This window comes from Capnocytophaga gingivalis (assembly GCF_002302415.1).
GTDB classification, from domain to species: domain Bacteria; phylum Bacteroidota; class Bacteroidia; order Flavobacteriales; family Flavobacteriaceae; genus Capnocytophaga; species Capnocytophaga gingivalis.
The window spans coordinates 538,448-558,868 of sequence record NZ_CP022386.1 but is presented as its reverse complement, the minus strand read 5'-3'; the positions used below and the strand labels follow the sequence as shown (position 1 = coordinate 558,868).

At 39.4% G+C, this 20,421-nt stretch carries 20 protein-coding genes; 15 read left to right on the top strand and 5 right to left on the bottom strand.

The window, feature by feature from the left end:
* The first annotated feature begins 338 nt into the window (after positions 1 to 338).
* The 9 genes from CGC50_RS02710 (at position 339) to CGC50_RS02670 (ending at position 8,154) form a co-directional block, all read left to right on the top strand.
* Positions 339 to 3,245, top strand: a complete 2,907-nt coding sequence (locus CGC50_RS02710) for a glycoside hydrolase family 3 N-terminal domain-containing protein (RefSeq protein WP_095909572.1) — start codon at positions 339 to 341, stop codon at positions 3,243 to 3,245.
* A gap of 31 nt (positions 3,246 to 3,276) precedes the next feature.
* A complete protein-coding gene (locus tag CGC50_RS02705; protein WP_095909571.1) occupies positions 3,277 to 4,125 on the top strand; it encodes a YwqG family protein in 849 nt (282 codons plus the stop codon).
* 126 nt (positions 4,126 to 4,251) lie between these two features.
* A complete protein-coding gene (locus CGC50_RS02700) occupies positions 4,252 to 4,665 on the top strand; it encodes a hypothetical protein (RefSeq protein WP_095909570.1) in 414 nt (137 codons plus the stop codon).
* A gap of 73 nt (positions 4,666 to 4,738) precedes the next feature.
* Positions 4,739 to 5,563 (top strand): YwqG family protein, encoded by an 825-nt coding sequence (locus CGC50_RS02695; RefSeq protein WP_095909569.1) that lies wholly within the window; start codon positions 4,739 to 4,741, stop codon positions 5,561 to 5,563.
* An 81-nt stretch (positions 5,564 to 5,644) separates the two neighbouring features.
* Positions 5,645 to 6,256: a hypothetical protein gene (locus CGC50_RS02690; RefSeq protein WP_095909568.1), complete on the top strand. Its 612-nt coding sequence runs from the start codon at positions 5,645 to 5,647 to the stop codon at positions 6,254 to 6,256.
* A gap of 2 nt (positions 6,257 to 6,258) precedes the next feature.
* Complete coding sequence (locus CGC50_RS02685; RefSeq protein WP_095909567.1) at positions 6,259 to 6,807, top strand: hypothetical protein; 549 nt, start codon at positions 6,259 to 6,261, stop codon at positions 6,805 to 6,807.
* 74 nt (positions 6,808 to 6,881) lie between these two features.
* Positions 6,882 to 7,196 (top strand): SMI1/KNR4 family protein, encoded by a 315-nt coding sequence (locus CGC50_RS02680; protein ID WP_095909566.1) that lies wholly within the window; start codon positions 6,882 to 6,884, stop codon positions 7,194 to 7,196.
* 161 nt (positions 7,197 to 7,357) lie between these two features.
* A complete protein-coding gene (locus tag CGC50_RS02675; protein WP_157909408.1) occupies positions 7,358 to 7,705 on the top strand; it encodes a hypothetical protein in 348 nt (115 codons plus the stop codon).
* Entirely contained in the window at positions 7,705 to 8,154 is a 450-nt protein-coding gene (locus tag CGC50_RS02670) for an SUKH-3 domain-containing protein (protein WP_095909564.1), read from the top strand. The genes CGC50_RS02675 and CGC50_RS02670 overlap by 1 nt, the downstream gene beginning before the upstream one ends.
* A gap of 50 nt (positions 8,155 to 8,204) precedes the next feature.
* Here CGC50_RS02670 and mutS read toward each other — a convergent pair whose 3' ends face one another.
* Together mutS and CGC50_RS02660 are read right to left on the bottom strand one after the other, a co-directional pair.
* Positions 8,205 to 10,796, bottom strand: coding sequence for a DNA mismatch repair protein MutS (gene mutS, locus CGC50_RS02665; RefSeq protein WP_095909563.1), 2,592 nt, complete (start codon positions 10,794 to 10,796; stop codon positions 8,205 to 8,207).
* Positions 10,797 to 10,861: 65 nt separating this feature from the next.
* Positions 10,862 to 11,137: a Sec-independent protein translocase subunit TatA/TatB gene (locus CGC50_RS02660; RefSeq protein WP_002668343.1), complete on the bottom strand. Its 276-nt coding sequence runs from the start codon at positions 11,135 to 11,137 to the stop codon at positions 10,862 to 10,864.
* 102 nt (positions 11,138 to 11,239) lie between these two features.
* Between CGC50_RS02660 and CGC50_RS02655 the strand changes: the two genes are divergently transcribed.
* Complete coding sequence (locus CGC50_RS02655; RefSeq protein WP_095909562.1) at positions 11,240 to 11,944, top strand: phosphoadenylyl-sulfate reductase; 705 nt, start codon at positions 11,240 to 11,242, stop codon at positions 11,942 to 11,944.
* Position 11,945: 1 nt separating this feature from the next.
* Here the strand turns inward: CGC50_RS02655 and CGC50_RS02650 are convergent, their stop codons facing one another.
* Positions 11,946 to 12,620 (bottom strand): alpha/beta hydrolase, encoded by a 675-nt coding sequence (locus CGC50_RS02650; protein WP_095909561.1) that lies wholly within the window; start codon positions 12,618 to 12,620, stop codon positions 11,946 to 11,948.
* A gap of 124 nt (positions 12,621 to 12,744) precedes the next feature.
* Entirely contained in the window at positions 12,745 to 13,992 is a 1,248-nt protein-coding gene (locus CGC50_RS02645) for a dihydroorotase (protein WP_095909560.1), read from the bottom strand.
* Between the two features lie 301 nt (positions 13,993 to 14,293).
* Here CGC50_RS02645 and CGC50_RS02640 point away from each other — a divergent pair, with 301 nt between their 5' ends.
* The 5 genes from CGC50_RS02640 (at position 14,294) to CGC50_RS02620 (ending at position 19,426) form a co-directional block, all read left to right on the top strand.
* Positions 14,294 to 16,834, top strand: coding sequence for a TonB-dependent receptor (locus CGC50_RS02640; protein WP_095909559.1), 2,541 nt, complete (start codon positions 14,294 to 14,296; stop codon positions 16,832 to 16,834).
* 107 nt (positions 16,835 to 16,941) lie between these two features.
* Positions 16,942 to 17,748, top strand: coding sequence for a hypothetical protein (locus tag CGC50_RS02635; protein ID WP_095909558.1), 807 nt, complete (start codon positions 16,942 to 16,944; stop codon positions 17,746 to 17,748).
* 21 nt (positions 17,749 to 17,769) lie between these two features.
* A complete protein-coding gene (locus CGC50_RS02630) occupies positions 17,770 to 18,723 on the top strand; it encodes a transketolase family protein (protein ID WP_002668387.1) in 954 nt (317 codons plus the stop codon).
* 1 nt (position 18,724) lies between these two features.
* Positions 18,725 to 19,045 carry a translation initiation factor gene (locus CGC50_RS02625; RefSeq protein WP_095909557.1) on the top strand — a complete coding sequence of 107 codons (321 nt, stop codon included), beginning with the start codon at positions 18,725 to 18,727 and terminating at the stop codon, positions 19,043 to 19,045.
* Positions 19,046 to 19,063: 18 nt separating this feature from the next.
* Complete coding sequence (locus CGC50_RS02620; protein WP_095909556.1) at positions 19,064 to 19,426, top strand: diacylglycerol kinase; 363 nt, start codon at positions 19,064 to 19,066, stop codon at positions 19,424 to 19,426.
* Positions 19,427 to 19,455: 29 nt separating this feature from the next.
* Here CGC50_RS02620 and purE read toward each other — a convergent pair whose 3' ends face one another.
* Positions 19,456 to 19,929, bottom strand: a complete 474-nt coding sequence (purE, locus tag CGC50_RS02615; RefSeq protein ID WP_095909555.1) for a 5-(carboxyamino)imidazole ribonucleotide mutase — start codon at positions 19,927 to 19,929, stop codon at positions 19,456 to 19,458.
* Between the last annotated feature and the right edge of the window lie 492 nt (positions 19,930 to 20,421).

The window sequence follows — 20,421 nt, the reverse complement described above, 5'->3', positions numbered from 1 at the left end:
TTAATGGTTAATTGTTAATCTTGTAGGGGCGAATTGTAATTCGCCCTTTTGTATTTTTGCAATTCGCTCTTTTGTATTTTTACAATTTTCCCTTTGTATTTTGTAATTCACCCTATGTATTTCTTTCAATTCACCCTATGTATTTCTTTCAATTCACCCCATGTATTTCTTTCAATTCACCCCATGTATTTTCTTCAATTTGTTCTTTTATTATCTCACTAAGGCAGTAGATGATCCGCTAAATTGCTAATGAGCTCATTTAGCAGTTGTTTATAAATTATCTTTTGGTAAGGAGCTATTTTTCCTTATTTTTGCTCTTTAAAATACAAAAACCAAAAATGAGATTTTTTACCTTACTACTTTTTATTCCTATTTTTTCTTTTTCGCAGAATATAGATCCACTTCGTACCAAAGACGAACAAGCACAAACCCGCTGGGTCGATAGTATTTATAAAACGATGAGCTTAGAGCAAAAGATAGGGCAACTTTTTATGGTACAAGCATTTAGCTCACATACAGCCAAGCAACAAAAACCTATCAAGGAACTTGTCAAAAAGTACCATATAGGAGGGATTATCTTCTCCAAGGGAAGTCCTGTAGCTCAAGCCAAGCTCACCAATGAGTTTCAAGAAGCCGCTCAGGTACCCTTAATGATTGCCATGGATGCCGAATGGGGACTGGCTATGCGCTTGGACTCTGTCTATGCCTTTCCGTGGAATATGACTCTCGGAGCTCTCAAGGATAATGCCTTGGTGGAGCAAGCAGGAAAGCGTATCGCTCAGCACTGTAAGCGCTTAGGCGTACATATTGATTTTGCTCCTGATATAGATATCAATACCAATCCACAAAACCCTATCATAGGCAACAGATCCTTTGGCGAAAGCAAGTTCAATGTTGCTCAAAAGGGGGTGGCTTTTACCAAAGGGATGCAGAGTGTAGGAGTTTTGGCCTGTGGAAAGCACTTCCCTGGGCATGGTGATACTGAAAAAGATTCTCATAAGACCCTTCCTACAGTTTCTTTTTCCCGCGAACGCTTGGAAAGTACCGAGTTTTTCCCCTTCCAAAAACTCATTGGAGCAGGGGTAGCCTCTCTAATGGTAGGACACCTGAATGTTCCTGCCTTGGACGAAGGCAAGCCAGCATCTATTTCTTATAAAATTGTCTCTGGACTCATAAAGCAACAGCTGGGTTTCCAAGGGCTGATCTTCTCTGATGCTTTAGGGATGAAAGGGGTAGCCGATTATGCAGAATCCTCTCAGGTGGATTTACAGGCCTTTTTGGCAGGAAATGATGTGTTACTTATGTCCTCTGATCCTATCAAGGGAATAGAGACACTCAAAAATGCGTATAGTGCTGGTACTATCAACGAATATCGTTTGGCACATTCTGTCAAGAAAATTCTTAAAGCTAAGTATTGGGCAGGGCTCAATAAGTACAAACCAGTGGCTCTGACCAATCTGACCAAAGATCTCAATACCAAGGAAGATGATCTCCTTACTGAGAAGATTTATGAGAAAGCTATTACTCTTCTGCAGAATGCTAAAAATGTACTTCCTCTGAAGAACTTAGATACTAAGAAAACTGCTTATATCAAGTTCGGAGACGATTCAGGCTGGGAGTTCTTCAAGAACTTGCGCTACTATCAGGATGTAGTACAGCTCAAGAGTGGCTCTTGGGAATCACTCAAGAAGGAAATGGCACCCTATGATCGTATTATCATAGGTTTGCACCGATCCAATGCTTCTCCCTGGGCAGACTATAAGTTCAATACACAAGAGCTTGCCCTCTTACAGAAAATTGTTGGAGAGAAGAAGGAAGTGATACTCACGGTCTTTACTAAGCCTTATGCGCTTTTGGATGTGCCAGACTTAAGCCCTTTTGCTGCGGTGGTCGTAGCTTATCAGAATGCTCCCTTTGCTCAGCAGAAGGCCGCCCAGCTCATCTATGGTGCGATTCCTTTTGAAGGGGTATTGCCAGTAACGGCTCATAAAGGGATCCTTTTTGGGCGTAACCTCCCGACCAAGCCTCTTAACCGCTTGGCTTATGGCCTAGCGGAGAATGCAGGGTTGAACTCAGCCAATTTCTACAAAATAGACTCCATTGTAACCGATGCTATCCAAAAACAGATGACTCCTTCAGCACAAGTATTGGTGGCACGCAATGGTGTAGTAGTTTATCAAAAAAGTTTTGGACGCTGCACCTATGACAAGAATGCCGAACAGGTAACCAATAATACTTTATATGACTTAGCTTCTCTTACCAAGATACTTGCTACAGTACCTGAGTTGATTGATCTGTATGACAAACAAAAAATCAAACTCAATGCTTCCCTCGCTACCCTGTTGCCTATGCTTAGTGGAACAAACAAGGCAGATATCACAGTCAAGGAAGCTCTTTCTCACTATGGACAGTTACAAGCTTGGTTGCCTTTCTATCGTAAAACTATCGATAGCAAGACAAAAGTTCTTTCTACTGATATCTATAATGCAACACTTACACCCAAATATCCTACTCAAGTAGCGGAGAATATTTTTATAAAGGAGAATTATCGCGATACTATTCTTCAATCAATAGCTCAAAGTGATCTTATAAAGCAAAAAAAATACCTTTATAGTGATCTTTCCTATTACCTTTTTCAGAAATATATAGAAATGACTAAAGGAAAACCGCTGAATGAGGCTGTAGAAAAGGATTTTTACCAAAGTATGGGTGCTTATCAGCTCACTTTTCTACCCCTAAAGCACTTTCCTAAAGAACAGATAGCGCCTTCTGAGGATGATAAGAGTTTTCGTCAACAGCTTCTTCGAGGGTATGTAAATGATCAGGGAGCAGCGATGCTTGGTGGAGTAGCTGGTCATGCAGGGCTTTTCGGTACGGCCAATGATGTAGCCAAGATGATGCAGCTTTTCTTACAGAAAGGTTACTATGGGGGAGTACGCTACTTCTCCGCCAATGCTTTTGATGCTTTTAATAAGAGTTATTTTATCTCCGAACGCAATCGCCGTGCCTTGGGCTTTGATAAACCTCAGCTTCCAGGGCAGGGAGGTTATACCTGTGGCTGTGTATCGCCTGAGAGCTTTGGTCATACAGGCTTTACAGGTACCTTGGCTTGGGCAGACCCCACCACTCAGACCATTTATGTATTCCTCTCCAACCGTACCTTTCCCACCTCTGATAACAAAAAACTGATTACCGAGAATATCCGTGCCAAAATCCAAAAAGTAGTACAGGAATCCTTGATGTAGTTTTGAGTTCTGAGTTTTTAATTTTTAGTATATGATCCCTACACAAGCACAGATCGAACAATTCGTTACTGACCTCAACACCACTACCCAGCGGGAGGTGATTCACATTTCGCTGTCCTTAGCTGATAACTTAGCCCTTACCGATAGCAAATTTGGTGGAACACCCTATATCCCTAAGGACGGCACTCTACCTACCAGTGCCGAAGGTAAACCGCTGTTTATGTTGGCGCAAATTAATTGTGAGCAGTTGCCGGAGAATACTTTGTACCCCAAAAAAGGACTCTTGCAGTTTTGGATAGCGGCTACAGAAGCTCCTCTATATGGGTTGGATTATGAAGCTCCTTGTAGCAATGATTTTAAGCGGGTGATCCATTATCCCACTTTTGGAGAAGCTCTACCTATAGACGATTTTATCAACGATTATACTTTCGATGATGAGAATCTACCTTTTAATTCTAAAAGGCAATTTGCTTTGCATTTCAAAAAGGACACAGAGAGTATTTCTTTAGAAGAAAGGGCTGCTAGCCAACTCTTTTTTGAGAAATGGAACGAAGCCTTTTCAACTCATATAACTACCATTGATGAGTTTTTTGATGAAGTACCTGATGATATCTGTGAGGAAATCAATGCCTATCTACTGAAAGAACCTACTGGACACAAAATAGGCGGTTATCCTTACTTTATTGAGTATGATCCTCGTGAAGAAAATGACCCTCATACTTTCCTGCTCCTGCAAATAGATATTGATAACATAGAAGGGGAAGAGATTTGTTGGGGAAATCTCGGAGGCATAGCTAACTTCTTTATCAGCTCTGAAGATTTGGATAATTGTAAGTTTGACAATATATTTTTTCATTGGGAAGATAATTATCAGGGCTAAAGATATAATTTTATGAATAAAATCATCTATTTCTTTGAATTTGGGGATAAAAGTGTAAATATAAAAAATTTTTACTATCTTTGTCTTCTCAAAACTAATGTCTAACAACTAAATACAAGTAATCAAATGAAAAAAATAATCGTAACCCTATTGATTGTACTTGCTATCGTGGCTTGTAGCAAGGAAGAAATTAAGAAATTGGAAGGCAAAGTAGATGTAACCCTCTACTTAAAGGATGCCAATGGCAATGCACTAAAAAACTGGGTAGTCTACGCCTACAACCAGTGGGCTTGGGAGAATAAAAATGGTTCAAGACCTACTTTCCATGCCCAATCGACAGCTACTGATGACAATGGTAAAGCTATTTTTACCCTAAGTGTAGATAAATTTGATGAGCGTGAAATCTATCATTTTGTAGTCTATTACACTCAGGACAAGCAGAACCTTTCAGGTGATGATGTAACCAAAAACACACTAAAAACCAGCAAAGCCGTTACCCTCAGATCAGAAAATAATGACCCTATTACATTGCAGTTGTAGGGAGCAGGTTTTAGGGGGGAGAGGATAGGCGACGTCACTATACTTTTTTCTAACTCACTTCAAAAATAAAAATATGCCCCCTACACAAGCACAGATCGAACAATTCGTTACTGCCCTCAACACCACTACCCAGCGGGAGGTGATTCACATTTCGCTGTCCTTAGCTGATAACTTAGCCCTTACCGATAGCAAATTTGGTGGGACACCCTATATCCCTAAGGACGGCACTCTACCTACCAGTGCCGAAGGTAAACCGCTGTTTATGTTGGCGCAAATTAATTGTGAGCAGTTGCCGGAGAATACTTTGTACCCCCAAAAAGGACTCTTGCAGTTTTGGATAGCGGCTACGGAAGATTATCTATATGGCTTAGATCTCAACAATTTTTGTAACAATGATAACAAACGTGTGATCTACTATCCTGCTATTGGTGAAGCTTTACCTATAGAGAATTTTATAGAAGAATATACTTTTGAAAACTGTTACTTACCCTTTGATGCCAATTTGCAGTTTGCTTTGCACTTTACCAACGGTACTGAGACCTTTTCAATAGAAGAAAAAGCCGCCGAAAGAGAGTTTATAAGAAAGTGGAACGAGACTTTTTCGGATGATATAAAGGAAATGTGGGATTTACCTCGGGAAACTTGCCAAATAATTGATAACTTATTACTAAAAGATCCTACAGGGCATAAGATAGGAGGATATACATACTTTACACAAGTAGATCCTCGTGAAGAGAACGATCCTCATACATTTCTTCTTTTGCAAATAGATACTGATGAGGTAGATAACAAGGAAATCCTATGGGGCGATTGTGGTGTAGCCAACTTCTTTATCTCCCCTGAAGATCTGGCGGCTTGCCAATTTGACAATGTACTATACAATTGGGATTGTAGTTAAGCTCCTTTGTGAATGCTTGTAAATAATTGTGAGTGTGGAATTGGCACAAAAGGTTACGTTTAATATTTGAATTTAGATCTTATGAATAAAATCATCAATAGAACCCTACTTTTGGAATGGGGAGAAAGCGACACTTGCTTAGAAGAAGCAGGCGATGTATTTTTCTTTGACATCAATAATCACCTTAGTGGTGTGAATATTATTTTGCAACACAATGTAGGGAGTTGTATACTTCCCTCTCTACCCTCCTTCTTATTGGAAGAACAAAAACCTACAACACTTACCAAGCTTTCACGAGAGGATTTTACTTTTGAAGTGGATGATTATACTCATACACGTTCGTACTTATGTGAAGATAACCTTGTATTTAGTTATACCAATTGTAATAAACTATTAGATTTGGTGATTTTAAAGATTACGGAAAATCTTTATTTTATTCTCAATCAAGAAAAAGTACTACAATACATAGTTGTAACTGATATATCAACGATACTTTTCAATGATCTTTACTATTTGAAAGAAAAGGAAGTAAGAGAACTGTATTACTTAACCTATACTTTAAACTCCTATGATGTAGTACAATATGTAAGTATTTTAGAAAAAATACAGAACAATAAGTATTATCGCCAACAAATACTTGAAGATGTGGCAGATGATTTAGTAAATGATTTAAACGAATTGTTGGAAGATTAAGTATGACCTCATTATATGCACAATGTATCCCCTATAAGGAAAGTATTAAGGGACGTATAGGAGGGAACCCTCCCATAAATATAGAAACGGAAATCCCTGAAGGATATGCTTTCTATGCAACACTTGTTCATCCTGAGAAAGAAGATAAGATGTTATCTATTTTGATTTCTAATGATTTTAATCAATTGATACATCATCAATCTTATCCAAACATTCTTATCAAAGTAGTTGAACATAATTTTTCTTATGAAGGAGATAAATATAATCTTTCATTACCTCAGATAGGAAAAACTTCCTCAATTAGTAATTATAGTAGTGATAAACAAAAGTTTAATCTGGTACAAGTAGGAGGAACACCTGACTTTATAGATGATGATCCTGTATATTATGAAAAATTATTAGCAGATGATTACAGTTTCTACTTATCAATAGATGAAGAAGGTTATGATGTACCATCTATGAAAATGGTTATATTTTCTTATGGGGCAGTTTATCTTTACAAACATAATAAAACAGGTGAAATTATAGCTGGATTTTGGCAATATACATAAATGAAAATTGGAAGACAACAAGTTGATAATTAGTAGCAGAATTATAAAAAAGATAACCCAAACAAATACAAGTAATGACAAACAATTTTAAAAATACAATAGATTCCTACCTTTCCTCAGAAATAGGAAAGCTTTTCATTCGCTATAAAAATGATGCTAAGGATATTGATTGTACAGAGAAAGAATTGGGTATTACAATAGATGATGCTCTCAAATATGTACTATTGACCTATGGAGGGGCATACATAGGGGTAGATTTGTTACCTTGTTCTAAAGATCCTAATAATAAAAATCAAGAGACCATTTTAGATTATACAAAATCTATAAGAGACTATTATAAAGAAATAAATGTTTGCCATAGTATCCAATCAGGATATGTTATATCATAGAGGGAAATGGGGATATTATCTTTATAGATTCAGAGAACAAAGTAAAAACATTCTATCACGATACTAATGAAGAAGAACTATTAGCCAAGAACTTTGAGTCTTTTATAATAGAGCAGATATAAGTAAAAGATTATTTTTTAGTGGATATAAAAGTAGCAATTATGGATGAAAAATTAATAGCTCAAAATATTAAAGAAGAAATCTTTAGGAAGGAATATGAGAGGTACTTTCGTATTTTAGAGGAGGGGCTCAACAAAGAACCCTATAAAAATCTTTATTGGCAAAAAGCGCAAGCCCTTTATAAATCAATAGATGAGGATAATCGGAATAATCTTAGAGAGTTTGTTAAGATGATTATGATAGAGACGATCACAGAACTGCTTGCCTATGTTGATGGAATAGCTACTTTTAATGAACAAGAATATCCCTTTGAACTCTTCTGTAATGGTACAAAAGTAAGTGGGAGTTTGCAGGAACATTTATTAATGGAAATAGAAGAGGGTCAATAATGATAACAAATCGATTAAAGAAACTACTTCTTGAGAACAACATAGCTATTGATTATAAAATTAGCCCCACAGAGTTTAGTGCCAAGAAAGATTTTATAATCAACTTATACCGATCAAAAGGTTATGAGCCAATCAATGATTCACTAATACTCTTTTTGGGGTATTTCTTAAATAAAAGTTTCTCTGCAAGAGGTAATTATATAGATTTTACCTTAGAAAAGGTTTTGACAAGCAATAACAAAGGACATTATTCCTACATAGAGAGTAGTTTTGACTTAAAGAACTTAATCCCTTTTGCAATGGTATATGATGATTATTACACCTTAGTTATTGGTGAAGATAATAGAGTCTATGCCGAAGGGTTTGAGCTTCTTCTTTATGGAAGTGATCCTTTTGAAGCTTTGGAAAACTTGTTACAAGGTACTCCTATAGAGATATTTAAGTTGTAATTTATCGATTTCACAAGGCTACAAAAGGAATCAAGATGGCTATTTTGAATCTATTTTTGGAGCATTCTTTTGATATTATTTAGCTTCATTAGTGCCTCTATAGGCGTAAGGTTATCAATATTGGTATCGAGAATCTGTCGCTTGATATCTTCTAAAAGAGGGTCGTCCAATTGGAAGAAACTCAGTTGCATCCCTTCCTTTTGGGTTAGTTGCTTTTTGTTGTCCTCTAACTGATGACTACGCTCCAACTTCTTTAGGACACTATTGGCTTTTTCGATTACATACTGGGGCATACCCGCCATTTTTGCTACATGGATACCAAAACTGTGTTCGCTACCACCTTCTATGAGTTTGCGTAGGAAAAGGATGCTACCCTTGACCTCTTTGACCGATACAGAAAAGTTCTTGATACGGGAGAACTCATTTTGCATCTCATTGAGTTCGTGATAGTGAGTAGCAAATAGGGTTTTGGCATGGGTGGGGTGCTCGTGTAGATATTCGGCAATTGCCCATGCAATGGAGATCCCGTCGTAGGTGCTGGTACCGCGACCTATCTCGTCCAAGAGGATAAGGCTTCTGTTGGATAGGTTGTTGAGAATTAGTGCCGTTTCATTCATTTCCACCATGAAGGTAGATTCTCCTTGGGAGATATTGTCACTGGCACCCACTCGAGTGAAGATTTTGTCTACAATGCCTATCTTAGCGTCTGTTGCAGGAACAAAACTACCGATTTGAGCCATCAGTACAATCAGCGCTACTTGGCGTAATAGGGCTGACTTACCGCTCATATTTGGCCCTGTGATCATCATAATCTGTTGGCTTTCATTGTCCAAATAGATATCATTGGCAATATAAGGCTGAGTAGGGGGGAGCTGCTTCTCTATTACAGGGTGGCGAGCTCCCTTGAGGTCTATCACAAGAGAATCGTCCAAAGTAGGACAGCTATAGTGATTCTCCACAGCCAAGGTAGAAAATCCACAGAGGGCATCTATCTGTCCTATGGCAGTGGCTGTCTGTTGTATAGGAGAGATGTATTGGATAATCTCAGTGATGAGCTGGGAGAAAAATTCCTGTTCGAGAGCGGTGATTCTCTCTTGGGCATGGGTGATTTTCTCCTCATATTCTTTTAGTTCTTCGGTGATATAGCGCTCGGCATTCACCAGAGTCTGCTTGCGAATCCAGTGTGGAGGAACTTTGTCTTTGTGTACATTGCGTACCTCGAAATAATAGCCAAAGACATTATTGCTATCTATCTTCAGCGAAGAGATATGAGTCTGCTGTATCTCACGTTCGAGCATCTGATCAAGGTAGTTTTTCCCCGATACAGAGAGATTTCTTAATTCGTCTAATTCAGATGAAAAATTCTCTTTGATGACCTCTCCCTTTAGGATATTGACAGGAGCATCTTCATTGAGCATTGTCTCTATCCGATCACAGAGAGTATCCAAAGGGTGTATTTGCTGAGCCAAGGAGGTCAAGGCAGCACAGGGGGAAGAGAGCGCAAGCTCCCGTATAGGGAGGATAGCCCTTAGGGAGTTCTTCAGGTAGATAACCTCGCGAGGGGTTATCTTGGTAGTAACAACCTTGGAGAGAAGGCGCTCTAAGTCATTGACCCGCTGGAGTTGCTCTCGTACTTTCTCTCGCACTTCACTATTTTCGACTAGATAAGCAACCACTTGATGTCTCTTTTGTATCTGTTCTAAAGAGGTCAAAGGCAGGGCAAGCCAGCGCTTGAGGGTACGGCTACCCATAGGAGAGAGAGTCTTGTCAATGACAGCAAGAAGGGAAACAGAGGTGTTGCTTGCCCCACCATAGAGCTCAAGGTTTTGTATGGTAAACCTATCAAGCCATACTGCCTCTTGACTGACAATTCGCTTGATGGAAGTAATGTGCTGTAGGTGATGGTGTTGTGTCTCTGATAGATAGTGTAGGATAGCACCAGCCGAGAGGATACCATTGGATAGTTCCTCTATAGCAAAGCCTTTGAGAGAATTGGTGTTGAACTGCTTGGTAAGAGCCTCATAAGCAAAATCTCCCTTGTATACCCAGTCTTCCAATGAAAAGCAATGAAAATGTGTGCCAAAGAGTGTCTCAAAATCCTTTCTTTGTTTCTTGGCTACTAATACCTCATTAGGGCGAAAATTCTCCAATAGCTTATCTGTATAAGCATTGTCTCCTTGGGCTACATAGTATTCTCCAGTGGAGATGTCCAAAAAAGCGATACCATTCTCAGGAGAATCCAGCCATACGGAGGCTAAGAAATTGTTCTGTCCACTCTGTAGGATATCATCATTGAGTGCTACCCCAGGGGTTACCAGTTCTGTAACACCACGCTTTACAATGGTCTTGGTCAGTTTAGGATCTTCCAGTTGGTCACAGATAGCCACCCTATAGCCTGCCTTGACTAGCTTAGGGAGATAGCTGTTCAGGGAATGGTGAGGGAATCCAGCCAGCTCGGTCTGTTCTCCACCATTGTTTCGGTTGGTCAGCACAATGCCTAAGACTTGGGAGGTCTTGATTGCATCTTCTCGAAAAGTCTCATAGAAATCCCCAACCCTGAAGAGTAATAAGGCATCAGGATACTTTGCCTTAATCTGATTATATTGCTTCATCAGAGGGGTTTCTTTGCTTGCTTTGGCCATATATTTTTAGTTTTTGATATTAAAAAAGGGATTTCTTTGAATCCCTTGTGTATTGTTGTGACAAATTATCTACTTCGTTTGATACTTCCAAAAGGATCTTCCAATCCTTCTTTGGCTTTTTCTACTTCTTCTTTGACTTCATCAATCAGGGAGGTATCTATTCCTGCCTTGTCTACACTTTTATTGATTTCATTCTTTATCTCAGAGGTGGCATCTCTAAGCTGACGCATTCCCTTGCCTAAGGTACGGGCTATTTCAGGAATCTTGTCTGTACCAAAGAGCAATACAGCTACGAAGAGAACAAAAAGTAATTCAGGAGTGCTTATAAACAAAGGAATCATTCTTATTTGAATTTTTCTGCAAATTTACAAAGATTTTGCATGTGTAAAAGTAATTTGTCAAATAATTTTTTATACTTTTGCCTTCGCTAACAAAAAGAACTTATGAACACTGAAATTACAAACTTACTCACTGCTATAGAGACTCTTTCAGAGACAGAGATATTGGCCTTGATCACTGAGAAATATCCAGGGAAAGTAGTTTTTTCCACCAGCTTTGGTATGGAGGATCAGGTAATTACAGATTTTATTCTCAAGAATTCATTTGATGTCAAGATATTTACCCTGGATACTGGACGTCTTTTTTATGAGACCTATACCACTTGGGAGCAGACCAATGAATATTACCATACGAAGATCACTCCTTATTACCCAGAGGCACAGGCAATAGAGGAATATGTACAGAATAATGGTATCAATGCCTTCTATAACTCAGTCGCTTTGCGACAGACTTGTTGTCATATCCGCAAGGTGGAACCACTCAGGCGAGCCTTAGCAGGGAACAAAATATGGATCACTGGACTCAGGGCAGAGCAATCCCCTCACAGGCAGCAGATGCCTATGGTAGAATGGGATGAGAGCAACCAGATCATCAAGGTACACCTATTATTACACTGGAAGACTCAGGAGGTGCTATCCTTCTTGCGTAGCCATGGTATCCCCTATAACCCCCTGCATGACAAAGGATATCCTAGTATTGGCTGTGCTCCCTGTACCCGAGCCGTCAGCGAAGGAGAAGACTTCCGAGCTGGCCGCTGGTGGTGGGAGAACAAAACCAACAAAGAATGTGGTTTGCACTTACATAAGTAGGTTATGAGGGGTTATTCTCAGCAATACTGTTTTCTTCTATCCATGTCTTGACCGCATAGAACATCTCTGCGGAAAATACATGTCCAGAGGCGAAAGTCTGAAAATCATAACGGATGAGTAAATTCTTGAGGAAAGTTATGGTATCTTCTGCCCATTCCAAAGGAACTACCTCATTCGAATAACCATGAAGCAAACAGACCCTTAGGTTGGCAAAGTTATTCTTTTGATAGTTAAAGCTCAAGAGCTTTTTATCAATATAGCTATTGATAGCGACCACTCTTTGTACCTTTTCAGGGAAGGATATTGCCAAGGAGAGGCTTAGAATACCCCCTTGGTCGAAGCCTATGAAAGTTACCTTATCCATGTCGATATTGAACCGATCACAAGCTTGCTCTATGAAGGTCAAGAGTTTGTGTTGGGTAGCTTGCGCTTGCACAATATCATACCATTTGGAGGAGACAAGCTCTATAGCATACCAGAAGAATTGGCTATCGGATAGCTTGTAGGGAGCTTGTACCGAAATAACAATATACTCCTGAGGGAGTTCATTGGCTATAGAGAAGAATTCTTCTTTGTTTTGTCCATAGCCATGTAGCATGAAGATGGCGGGAGATTTGCCATTCTCCTGCTCTATGATAGCAGGTCTTACCAAATAATTTAAAGAAAAACCTTTCATCTTTTTGGTAGTAAGTAGAATAAGAGTGCCTATATAATATAGGTAGTAGTTTTTTTAAAATTTTTAGTGTTCTCGAAGTTAAACAATTAATTACAATACTTTTTGTAGAAGTTAAGAGTAGCATTTACACGAGCCATTGTCCTCTTTCGGTGATAACGCCCTGTACTTTTCCTTTGCAGTTTTCACCTACAAAGGCACAATTTTTAGAAGAAGATATAATATCTTTTTTGTTCATCACCCAATCTCCTTGATCAGTGAAGAGGGTAATGTTAGCTTTTTTTCCTATTTCAATAGGTGTAGAAGGAAGGGAAAAACGCTTTTTAGCATTGGTGAGCATTTCTACGGTTTTCTCTACCGAAAAATGCGTAAGAAGTATTCCTAGGGTGGCTTCTAAGCCTATACTTCCGAAATCAGCAAGGTCAAATTCTTTTGCTTTGCACTCTATATCCAAGGGATAATGATCAGAAGTTATCATATCAATAGTACCATTCTCTACCCCTTCTCGTAGGGCTTCCACATGCTCCTCGTGGCGTAGGGGAGGAAGTACTTTGTAGTTGGTATCAAAATTTTCTAATATCTCATCGGTGAAGTGTAGATTCCCAAGGGCAACACTACAGCTTACATCCAGTCCTTTTGCTTTAGCCTGTGCGATAAGGGCTACAGAGCCTGCAGTGGAGATGGTTGGAATGTGGAGTCTTCCTCCAGCATATTCTAAGATCGCCAAATCCCTCGCTACAATGATCTCCTCTGCCAAGGCAGGAATCCCTTTGAGTCCCAATCGGGTAGAGGTGATATATTCATTGACAACCCCTTTGCCCATGATAGAAGCATCACAAGGGAAAGAGAGGACAATTCCTCCAAAAGGGGCGGTATATTGTAGAGCTATTTTTAGTAAATTTGCCTGAGAGATTCCTCTTTTATAGTCCCCAAAGGCAACCGCTCCTGCCCGCTGCATATCGTAAAGCTCTGCTAAGTAATCTCCTTTGCTCTCTGTGGTAAGAGCTCCTATAGGGAAGACCTCTGCAATAGCTCCTACTGTAGCACTCTTCAGATAGTTTACTCCACTGCGTGTATCTGTAATAGGGTGAGTGGTAGGGTTGAGCATCACTTGGGTGAAGCCACTGCGAGCAGCTACTGTCATACCATGTGCTAAGGTCTCTCTCTCTTCATATCCAGGTTCTCCAAAACTTACACTACTATCTGCCCATCCTTGTGAGATATAGCCACCGGCTATGGTCTGACAATCGTCTAAGGAAGGAATCTGGGAAGCAATTTGCTTGATAATGCCATCCTCTATAAGGATATCTTGCTTCTTTCCATGATAGGAACTTTCCTTGTCTATGATAGTTACAGATTTTAATAAAGTTTTCATGTCCTGTTTTTACTTCGCCACAAATATAATTATTTTTTTTCAAATAGCAAGTACTTTCATCATTTTTTTTATGTTAAAGTTTTTTAATAGGTAAAAAGCCCTTTTACAGAAATATTTTGTGTATTTTGAGTTTGAGAATATGAAATCTTAAATGGGTATTTGATTTACAAATATTTATGAGATAATAATTTTTATTCAATCAAAATAAGTAAATTAGTTAAAAAATAATTTATTTTCAAAACAATAAAAATATCTAAAAAAAAGTTGTAATTTTGCCTCAGTCTAAATAAATATATTGTATATGATTTTACACAAAAATCTTTTGCTCTTTGTAGCTATTTTCTTTGGCTTATCTCTGCAAGCTCAACAGTATAAAATCAAAGGGAAGATCCTTGATGAGAAGAAAGAGCCTCTCTCAGAGGTCTTAGTACGCACACTTTCCTCAGGCAGACAAGTGCTTACTGACTCAAAAGGGGAATATACCTTATTAGTAGAGGAAGAACACCCTACCTTACAGGTCAGTCGGGAGGGATATACTCCCTTGGAATTTCCTGTAGTATTGCAAGATAACGAAAATAGGGTGACCTATGTGGAAACAACTCTCCACCGAGGGGTAGAGGAGACTCTTTCGGGAGTTGTAGAGCTTCAACCTGTGACGATCTCAGACAATCCAAGTCTGGTGGCCAACTCCGTGGGGCTGACTAAGGCAAAGCTAGATAAGGTAGCTGGAGGTACCAACTTAGCGGATTTGAGGAACTTAAACATACAGCGTTCGCAGACTCTTAAGGATGCACTCCAGCGAGAGCCTGGAATTATCATTCAGGATTTCTTCGGAGGGAATGACCAACCTCGCCTGAATATCCGTGGTTCAGGTATCCAGAGCAACCCTCAATCTCGAGGGGTGGCACTCTCCCAGGATGGTATTCCAATTAACTTTGCTGATGGATCTTACATTATAGGTGTATTGGAACCTCAAGTGAGTAACTTGGTGGAAATCTATCGAGGAGCCAATGCACTTGAGTATGGTGGCGCTACTTTAGGGGGAGCGATGAACTTTGTAACTAAGAATGGATATAATGCTTCTCCACTAAGTGTCAAGATGGAAGCGGGTAGTTTTAACTACTTCAATAGTACCATATCCTCTGGTTTTTCTTCAGGGAAAAGTGACCTTTTTGTAGCTTCTTCTTATAACCATAGTGATGGATATCGTACCTATAATAGTTCTAAGCGATTCAATGCACTTTTGAATGCAGGACATAAGTTCTCTGATAAGTTTGAAGCACGACTATATGCGTCTTTTACCGATCTTTATTTTGATATACCAGGGCCTTTGACTCGTCATCAGATGGAAAGTGATAACAAACAAATCAATAAGGCTCCTAAGACTACTTTCCCTTATGCCTTTGGACCTAATGTACTGAGAGATAAGCCTAACCGAAGTAGTAAAATTGCCCGCTTTGGTACCAAATTGGCTTATCAGATCAATGCCAATAATCTTATTTTGGCTACTCTCTATTATCAATATGCCGATGATGTTTTTACTTATCCTATTGCCAATGGTATCCGTCAGGATTTCAATAATGACTATGGGGTACGTCTCTCTTATACCAATACTACTGAGAAGAACGATTTTACCATAGGTTTACAATATAGTCAAGGACTGATGCACCAATCTCGTTTTCATAACGATCGTGGCAGTTTTGGAGCACTCTTTGCCAAGCAAGATCTTACCGCACGCCATGCTATAGCTTATGTGTCTGATACTTATAAGATTACTCCAAATTTCTTAGCCAATGTAAGTGTACAAGGAAGTTACGACACTCGTAAAGTAGAGGATAAGTTTGTTGGGGCAAGGCGTCCATTCTTTTTTGTTGCCCCCAATGGCTTGCAAGCACGTGCCTTACCGAACCCTAATGCGGCCACTCCTGTGATAGGGGATTTCTCTTACAATGCCATTAATCCTAAGGTCGGACTTATCTATAAGCTCAATGATCGTGCACAGGTTTTTGCCAACTTCTCTCGCAGCTATGAACCGCCCACCTTCTTAGAGATTGTACGCCTTACAGGAAGCGCTACCCCTAATCCTAACCGCCCTCCAGTGCCTCCTGTGGTGTACAGCAATAGCTCTAATGTAAACTCTGGACCTACTACTATTACCATCTCCGACCTAAAAGCACAAAAAGCCTCCACTGCGGAGGTAGGTACCAAAGGTAATATAGGTCAGGTACTTCTGTGGAATGTCAGCGCTTACCAATCATGGGTAAAGGATGAGATCTTCACCATAGCCGATGGTAGTGTAGGGGTAGGAGGAAATACTGTTAATACTCCTTATGCTACCATTCACAGAGGGGTAGAAGCTGGATTACAATCTACTTTCCTTACTCATGTCTTTTCTGCAGCTGAGGACTCTTTCACCCTTTCAATCAACTATAACTATAGTGATTTTTACTTCGATGGAGGAGAACTCAAGGGAAATCAGATTGCAGGAATCCCCACCCATTATCTTTTTGGGGCACTCACCTATAAACATCCTTCAGGTGTTTTTGCAGAAGTAAATCTCGAATCTCTTCCTCAAAAGACTCCTATAGATCATAAAAACACTTTATACCAAGATCCCTACAGCCTTGTAGGAGCTCGCTTGGGGTATAAAAAAGGTCAGTGGACTTTCTTTGTACAAGGAAATAACTTAGCTGATAAGGTATACGCCTCCAGCTATCTGGTGCAAGCAGAAGTTACCGCACCTCCTATGCGCCTTAACCCTGTGGCAACTCCCGATGATAAAACTAATTTTATCCCAGGGGTAGGAAGAAATATCATTGGAGGACTTTCCTTCACTTGGTAGAAACAATTACTTTCCTTTTTCTCACTTTGTCAGCTCAAAAGGCTGACAAAGTTTTTTTGTTTTATAGAATTAAAAATAGTATCTTTGCACTCTGATACACAAGTGCAATGAAACTGACCACTTTATTAGAAATAAAGGGGATAGACCCACTACCTTTGCAGAACTTCAAACCTTATGGAGGTGTTATTCTCATGGATGACAATGAGCGAGAGGTAACCCTTCAGTGGATAAGGCAGTGTAACCTAGGCTTTGAGCTACTTCCCTTGTTCTCCAACCAAGAAAGTGATTGTGTGGCTATCTATACTTCGGGCTTTCTAAAAGGAAAAGTTACGATCGTAAGGCACGATGAGGCGGTATTTGCACCACAGTTCAAGAGTTTGGATTCATTTCTCAAAACTTATGAAAAGGCAGCCAAGCAGACCGATTTCTATGATTGGGAGGATATAGAGGAAGAAGATTATCCTATTACAGAGGAAAATCAGGCAGAACCCATTGTGTTACAAGAGTGTTGGCAGCATATAAAAGCAGCTGATTTTATCTCCGACATACAAAAAGAAACCATACAAACTATGGCTATTTGGCTCACCCCGCCCTCTGAGTTGGATACTTTATTGCCCTTTGTTCAAAAGGAGTTCGCTCTCAAAGAGAATATGTCTGTAGTGGCTTATGCCATAGATACTTTAGGAATCATACATCAGTATGCACCTGCCAAGCCGCTCATAACAGAGCTACTTAAGACAAGGCGATTTGCTAACTATTACAGGCGAAATGAGTTGTACCATGGAGAGTTTGAGCTAAAGGAGACCCTTATCGGGAAAGTTTGGAACTCTTTCTTAATGGTGATAACCATTCCTTTTATGCTGTTGAGTCTTCTTTTTGTAGAGCTCACAAATAGGTTTAGAAAGAAAAAATAAAAGCATTAAAAATATTGTCAGATGAAAAAATATACAGATACAGGTAAGAAAGATACCAGAAGCGGTTTTGGAGCAGGACTTGCTGAAGTAGGACGCAAGAATCCCAACGTAGTAGCTCTCTGTGCGGATCTTATAGGTTCGCTCAAGATGGAAAAATTCATAGAAGAGAACCCTACACGCTTTTTTCAAGTGGGAATAGCCGAAGCCAACATGATGGGCATTGCCGCAGGGCTTACTATAGGTGGAAAAATCCCTTTTACAGGTACTTTTGCAGCCTTCTCTACAGGACGTGTATATGACCAAATACGTCAATCTATCGCTTATTCAAATAAGAATGTAAAGGTATGTGCTTCCCATGCAGGATTGACTCTCGGAGAGGATGGAGCTACCCACCAGATATTGGAGGATATAGGGCTGATGAAAATGCTACCGAATATGGTGGTCATCAACCCTTGCGATTACAATCAAACCAAAGCCGCAACTATTGCAATCGCTGACTATGTAGGACCTGTATACCTGCGTTTTGGCCGCCCTGCTGTACCAAACTTTACTCCAGAAGACCAGACTTTCGAGATAGGAAAAGGACTCTTGCTCAATGAAGGAACCGACGTTACTCTCATTGCTACAGGTCATTTAGTATGGGAAGCATTACAAGCTTGTGAGGTCTTAGAACAAAGAGGTATCTCGGCTGAGGTGATTGATATTCACACTATTAAGCCCTTGGACGAAGAAATAATTCTCTCCTCTGTACGTAAGACCAAAGCGGTGGTAACCTGTGAGGAACACAACTACTATGGTGGTTTAGGAGAGAGTGTAGCTCGTGTATTGGCACAGCACTATCCTGTACCACAAGAGTTAGTAGCAGTGAATGATACCTTTGGCGAGAGTGGTACTCCTGCCGAACTCATGCGTAAATATGGTTTGGACAAGGAGGGAATCCTCAGTGCTGTAGAAAAGGTACTAAAAAGAAAATAATATGCTAAGAGAACAACTCCAAAAGCTCTTTCCTGACCATAAGGAGGAAGTACTTGCTGAGGAATCCTCTTCCAATATTTGGTTACAGGATGAACCTCTCTTGTGTAAATATGAAAAGCGTAATGGAAAGCCTGTTACTCTTATAGAAGGGTATACAGGTGCCGATGCTGATTTCAAGATATTGGCTAAGGAGCTTAAAACTCACTTAGGAGTTGGGGGCTCTGTGAAAGAGGAAAAAATTATCATTCAAGGGGATTACCGAGATAAGATCATGGTATTTCTTAAAGGGAAAGGCTTCAAAGTGAAGCGTGTAGGAGGATAGCTTTTTAAAATTAAAGAAATGAAAAAGTTTGTAATAGGTCGAATCAAGAGTACTCGCTATGCCTTACAAGGCTTTTGGCTCTTGGTTCGTACTGAGGATGCTATTATCACCCATAGTATAGGGTTTCTTGTTTTTGTAGGATTAGGCTTTTATTTCGAACTTACCCCAACAGAATGGATGGTTCAGCTTTTGTCCTTCGGGGCGCTATTAGCTATAGAAGGGCTCAATACAGGCTTGGAAAAGCTCTGTGACTTCGTTCACCCTGATTTTCATACCAAAATAGGGGAGATTAAGGATATTGCTGCTGGGGCTGTGACCATGATCTTTTTTGCTGTAGTGGCAGTACTAATGTTTATCTATATACCACACTTAATTAGGTAATAAGTAACAGAAGTCAGCGAACAGATTAATCATTGAATATTAATCATTAATACCGCTTCTTCTAAGGATTTTTTGTATTTGGAGATTTCCTCTTGTACCTCCTTGTGGGCTACACCTAAGATCTGAGCAGCGAGGATTCCCGCATTTTTAGCTCCATTCAGGGCAACCGTAGCTACAGGAACACCAGCGGGCATCTGAAGAATAGAAAGTACAGAGTCCCAGCCATCGATGGAGTTACGACTCTTGATAGGTACCCCAATGACAGGTAGTGGACTTACAGCAGCAAGCATACCAGGAAGGTGTGCAGCACCCCCTGCTCCTGCTATAATGACATCTATTCCTTGCAAATGTGCATTTTTTCCAAAAGAAATAAGTTTCTCCGGAGTGCGGTGAGCAGAGACTATATCCACCAAAACAGGGATTTTTTTCTCTTTTAAGAAGTCAATGGCTTCTTGCATGATAGGAAGATCACTTTGACTTCCCATAACTACAGCTACTTTCATTAGTAATGAATGATTATAATCAAAGAGCAAAGATACAAAATTAATGATTAATGAACAATGATTAATGATTAATTAACAATATTATTTTGTGATGAAAAAACTATTATCTATTATTGAACTAATTTAGATAGCAGCGTTTCTTCTCTTTTTAGTATACCTTAGATTGTTTTTCTTACATATATTATGATAGTTCTAATGCATATTTTTTATCGTATATTAGTCTTAGTAGGACTTATTATGGTTGCCATAAGTATCTCTTTTGCTTTTATCAATCCACATAGTTTCTGTGGTACAGGGGATGCGATTACAATATTTTTTTTCACTCTAATAGCTTCTGCTATTTGGATTATATACCTTATTATAGAGGCTATTTTATTACACAAACAAAAAGCCTATGGAAAGAGAAATGCAAACTTACTTCTTCCTCTTCTAGCCCCTTTGATAGTAATTTTAATAATAAAGATTTTATACATATAATATATTAAATAGTAG